We start from the raw sequence: 4,489 nt of genomic DNA on the forward strand, positions 1-4,489 counted from the left end.
CCCTAAGCCGAGTTTTCAAGGTGCTGCGCCGTCCACTTGGTTTTCGAGACTGGCCTTTTAATTCTAACGTAAAGCCAACCTAGAACGGCGGGGTTTCAGACCCAAAATTTCCGATGAGTCAACCCCTTCCAGAGATAAAAATTTTTTTGGCTAGTTTGTTTCAAATCGCTCAAGATTCTAAGTTGTCATCTACAATGGAATTAGCGGAGACGAAAGTTTCCGTTCACTCCTCACACCACACTCCGTCCGGACAATGTTCGGGCGGTTTCTTATTGAAAATACTTGATCTCTACAAATTCCCTGTTACACTGTATGATCAAAGATTTCTTGGAATCTTTTCACGTTCAAATGTACTACTATGTGAGGGACATCACTTGTCTAAACGTTATTTGTTCACCTCGGAATCGGTTACAGAGGGACATCCCGATAAAATTTGTGACCAGATTTCTGATACCATTCTCGATGCTCTGTTATCCCAAGATGACCACAGTCGTGTAGCGGCTGAAGTGGTTGTCAATACAGGGTTAGTCTTGATTACCGGTGAAATCACCTCGAAAGCGCAAGTTCATTTCGTCAATTTAGTTCGCAGTAAAATCGCTGAAATCGGTTATATCAACGCAGATAACGGATTTTCCTCGAATAGTTGCACCGTTTTAGTCGCTTTAGACGAACAATCTCCCGATATTTCCCAGGGTGTCACGGCTGCTCAGGAAAATCGCGAACTTCTCAGCAATGATGAACTCGATAAAATTGGTGCGGGAGACCAGGGTATTGTCTTCGGTTTCGCTTGCAATGAAACCCCCGAATTTATGCCCTTACCGATTAGTTTAGCCCACCGCATCGCTCGCCGTTTAGCGGCAGTCAGAAAAACGGGTGAACTGTCCTATCTGCGTCCCGACGGTAAGACGCAAGTATCGGTCATTTATGAAGATGGTCGTCCCGTGGGTATCGATACTATCCTTGTTTCTACCCAACACGATGCCACTATCGGCGATATCACCGATAATGATCTCGTCCAACAAAAGATTAAAAGTGATCTCTGGGAAGCGGTAGTACAACCGGTCTTCAGCGATTTAGAAATTAAACCCGATGCCAATACCCGTTATCTGGTTAATCCCACTGGAAAATTCGTCATTGGTGGACCCCAAGGCGATGCGGGATTAACGGGACGGAAAATTATCGTCGATACCTACGGTGGCTATTCTCGTCACGGTGGCGGTGCTTTCTCCGGTAAGGATCCTACCAAAGTTGATCGCTCCGCGGCCTATGCTTGCCGTTATGTGGCCAAAAATATCGTCGCCGCTGGTTTGGCCGATAAGTGCGAGATTCAAGTGGGTTATGCGATTGGGGTAGCTCGTCCGGTAAGTGTCTTCGTGGAAACCTTTGGCACTGGCAAAGTCGCCGATGATGTGATTCTGGACTTAATCAATAAATACTTTGAACTCCGTCCGGCCGGTATTATCCAAACCTTTAACCTGCGCGGTTTACCCAGTGAAAGAGGCGAGCGTTTTTACCAAGATGTAGCCGCTTATGGTCATTTTGGTCGCAATGATCTCGATTTACCCTGGGAACAAACCGATAAAGCCGCTATCCTCAAAGAAGCTTTGACTTCTGCGGTGGTATAGGGTTAAAAATTAACTGAAAATTTTGATTCAGGAATAGAGTTTCAGGCTCTATTCCTTTTTTATACTAAATTCGTTGAGTATAGGCTACTTAGGGTTTGCGGCAAAAAGTTTTTCGTGGGGGTAGGGTGTAGGGTTTTACCGATTTTCAGGGGGTCAATTACCTAATTTTCAGGGAAAAAGTGCCTAAATTTCCCCCCCGATCACCCCAAGATCTGGCACTTTTTGATGGGAAAAAAGTCTAAAATTCTTATCCAACAAGGTTTTTAGATTTATTCAGCACACCCTACTTATGAGAAGAGGCAAAAGCGGGAATAAATAATCAGATTTTCTAACCTGAAGATTAATCTTCAGTTTACTAGGCTAAAATCCGAAAGAATAACCAATTTTTAGCTTTAATTGACTTTGATCATTGCCATTAGTGCCAATATCTCCCTCAATACCGAAATCGATCACACCTTGACGATTAATTTGCTGACGAATTCCCATTCCAGTGCGAATTAAAACCCCACCATTACTATTATCGCTGGTAATTACGCCCAATTCTGCTAAAAAAGTTTGATCGAAGCGTTTCGGATAACCAATCGGTCGGGAGTAACCGAGAATTGCGGCGGGTAAAAAAGATCGATCGCCGTCATCGGGGTCAGTTTTTATGTTTAAATCGAGATTAAGATGCAAGCGATCAAATTGACCAACAGTTTTACTGGCAATTCCCCGCAGACGAAAATCTAATCCCCCGGCATTATTTCCCGTCGGTAATCCTAAATCAGTACGAATGGCAAAAGCGGGAACATTATCGTATTCACGATTGAAATTATAGAAAAAACCTACAGATAAATTTCCCACATCAAAACTTGTATCATCACTATTAACTCGTCCTCCCACTTGCGGATCGATGCCGATAATAATATGACCATTGCGAATAATACCGTTGAGGTATTCAATATCAAACTCACCACCAAGATTACTATTTTCAGGAAAGACTAGACTTCCTCCAAATTCTATCGATTGTTCCCCAAAACCCATACTTTCAGCATCATCAAAATAAAGGGGACGACCGGAATCAAGATTGTTATGATCGTTGGCAAAAACTGGATTAGTAAAACTGGCAACTAAACCCACGGCAATCAATAAAAATCTTCTCATTTTGTCGGTTCCTCTTGAGCATTGCTGTGGTCAGGTTTTTTCTCCGTATTAGCAGGGTTTTCTGGGGAGTGATTTTCGTGGTTATGGTGTTGGTGATCTCCTCCCTCATCTACTTGAGAATCATCAGGTTTTTTCTCAGAATTATCAGGATTTTCGTGATTATGACCTTCGTGAGAAATATCTGCTGGCATTAATCCCATACCCGGAATTCCTGACTCAAAACGATGATCATGTAGTCCTTCACCACCATAATTTTTTCCTGCTGCCATTCCTTGATGATTAGCAGCCATTACTAACCAAATAGCGCGGGTAATTTGTTCGTCTTTTTGTTGGGGAGTTAGCCAATCTGATGCCAGAATATCATTAACCATATCGTGCAACATATGCAGGTTATCAAAGGTGTTAGATATTGCGGGAAAACGTCGGGCAAACTTGGGACTAAGTTCGGCAAACATGGGCATAAAAGCTCGATCTGTGCGATATAATTCCTTAGTATGGTATTGTTTACCCACCTGTTTATAAGCCTGTTTTTGTTCCTCTAAAGTTTTCTCATAAAGCAAGTCATACATGGTTCCTTGTAGCCAATGGTAGCCCCAAAATAAGCCATTTACTTTCGGATATTTCTGGCGAAAAGCTTTAGAATAGGGCTGGGAATCCAGATAACCCATATTCATCGGTAATCCCGTAATAGCATAGGGAACTTTTGTCAAGTAAAATTGATATAATTTTTCAATTTCTGCTTCTTTTTCCTCGTTGGTTAATTTGCTGCTGGCTAAAACATCAACGGTTTGAGCATGGAAAATATGCGCCCACTCGAAAACCTGTTCTAAAACACCGTATTTTCTGCCAAAAGTTGGAGAAATATTACCCTCGTCGGGCATAAATTTAGGCGGATTTTTTAAAACCCAATTAATTTTTTGGTATGTCTTAGTTTCTAAATCTTTCGCTTTTCCCGTTACGATATCTTCGTAGGCAAAGGCATGACCAACAGCGATCGCATTCAAGTCTAAAGCTAAATCTCTGACATTATAAATGGCATTGTTATAAACCCCTCTTTGGGGATAAATATGATTACGTTGCTTGTTGTACATCCAAGCTGGTATATTATCAGGAATTGCTTGTAAAGTCTGAGTTTGAGGTGAATCAAGATGTAAATGTTGAGCAATAACAGGAGTAGAAATAAGTGCTACACTTACCAATAAAATTAACTTTTTCATAATAGTTAAACCTTGAGATTAGGGCAAATAAATTGATCGTCTTTTACTGGTGTATCCGTCCATCCTTGCAGGGTTTCGGTTAATTGTTGACGCAATAAAAGCAATTGTTCCACTTGTTGATCGATCTCAGCAATATGTTTAATTAATTTTTCTTGAATATCTCCACAGGGTAACTCACCATGGTCATGAATTACTAAACATTCGCGGATCTCTTGCAGACTTAAACCCAAAGATTGTAATCTTTTGACAAACAGCAAGCGATGGACAGTATCGGGAGTAAATAGGCGAAATTGTCCCTCTGTCCTCTCAGGGGACTGAATTAGTCCTAATTCCTCGTAATAACGAATCGTTTTAATTGAAACACCACTTTCTAGGGAAAGTTGACCGATTTTGAGCATTATTTTTGCTCCTTAATCCTATCGTTACCCTATTATAAAATCTCCCCCTGACTGGAGAATCAAGGGGGGGGAAAGAAATATTTTTTTAACTGACTTTACACTCAAC

The 4,489-nt window shown here is 41.4% G+C and carries 4 protein-coding genes; 1 reads left to right on the forward strand and 3 read right to left on the reverse strand.

Going from position 1 to position 4,489, the window contains the following annotated elements:
• Positions 1 to 374 precede the first annotated feature (374 nt).
• Positions 375 to 1,625 (forward strand): methionine adenosyltransferase, encoded by a 1,251-nt coding sequence (gene metK / locus PX484_RS02175; RefSeq protein WP_039899812.1) that lies wholly within the window; start codon positions 375 to 377, stop codon positions 1,623 to 1,625.
• Between the two features lie 360 nt (positions 1,626 to 1,985).
• Here metK and PX484_RS02180 read toward each other — a convergent pair whose 3' ends face one another.
• Genes PX484_RS02180 through PX484_RS02190 form a run of 3 tightly spaced genes read right to left on the reverse strand, consistent with a single transcriptional unit; the run spans position 1,986 to position 4,383 of the window.
• Positions 1,986 to 2,768 (reverse strand): hypothetical protein, encoded by a 783-nt coding sequence (locus PX484_RS02180; RefSeq protein ID WP_002804218.1) that lies wholly within the window; start codon positions 2,766 to 2,768, stop codon positions 1,986 to 1,988.
• On the reverse strand, positions 2,765 to 3,985 hold the full coding sequence (locus PX484_RS02185; RefSeq protein WP_287768478.1) for a hypothetical protein: 1,221 nt from the start codon (positions 3,983 to 3,985) through the stop codon (positions 2,765 to 2,767). Before PX484_RS02185 ends, PX484_RS02180 begins: the two co-directional genes overlap by 4 nt.
• A gap of 5 nt (positions 3,986 to 3,990) precedes the next feature.
• Positions 3,991 to 4,383 (reverse strand): MerR family transcriptional regulator, encoded by a 393-nt coding sequence (locus PX484_RS02190; RefSeq protein ID WP_052275484.1) that lies wholly within the window; start codon positions 4,381 to 4,383, stop codon positions 3,991 to 3,993.
• Positions 4,384 to 4,489 lie beyond the last annotated feature (106 nt).

Origin of the sequence: Microcystis sp. M49636_WE2 (genome assembly GCF_030065375.1) — a bacterium.
Lineage (GTDB): Bacteria > Cyanobacteriota > Cyanobacteriia > Cyanobacteriales > Microcystaceae > Microcystis > Microcystis aeruginosa_C.

What these genes read in the sequence shown, in the direction of transcription:
- PX484_RS02180 (WP_002804218.1), bottom strand. Translation starts at nt 2,768, where the DNA reads ATGAGAAGATTTTTATTGATTGCCGTGGGTTTAGTTGCCAGTTTTACT.
- PX484_RS02185 (WP_287768478.1), bottom strand. Translation starts at nt 3,985, where the DNA reads ATGAAAAAGTTAATTTTATTGGTAAGTGTAGCACTTATTTCTACTCCT.
- PX484_RS02190 (WP_052275484.1), bottom strand. Translation starts at nt 4,383, where the DNA reads ATGCTCAAAATCGGTCAACTTTCCCTAGAAAGTGGTGTTTCAATTAAA.